The 351-nt window shown below is 45.0% G+C and carries 1 pseudogene; it reads left to right on the plus strand.

Features of this window, described 5'->3' with window-relative positions:
- Positions 1-167: 167 nt before the first annotated feature.
- Positions 168-351, plus strand: a pseudogene (locus tag NE619_RS19365) (relaxase); the annotation flags it as partial.

Raw genomic sequence — 351 nt, forward strand, 5'->3', positions numbered from 1 at the left:
CCAAGGAGACGAGGCTGCTTTGCAGGCATCAGATTGATACCGCAGAGCAGCTTTTATCATATCAGAAAGAAGTGGAAGAGCAGATAACGGTATTAACTGAGACAAGGAAACACTTGCGACACCAGGTCAGACATATAGAGAAAACCGATACGACACAGGTTGATGTTATGAAAGCGGAGATTTCCCAACTATCCGGTAAACTGCAAAGCTTGAAAGAAGAAGGAAACTTATGCCAGGGAATTTTAGCCCGCTCAAAAGAAAGGAAAGAAACGCTATCGGTTATAAGACAAGAGAAGAGGAAAGAAAGGAAGGTGAGTGACCGTGATAAGCGGAGGGGAAGCGGCAGACCAA

The organism is Anaerovorax odorimutans (assembly GCF_024459955.1).
In the GTDB taxonomy this organism is placed as follows: Bacteria; Bacillota; Clostridia; order Peptostreptococcales; family Anaerovoracaceae; genus Hominibacterium; species Hominibacterium odorimutans_A.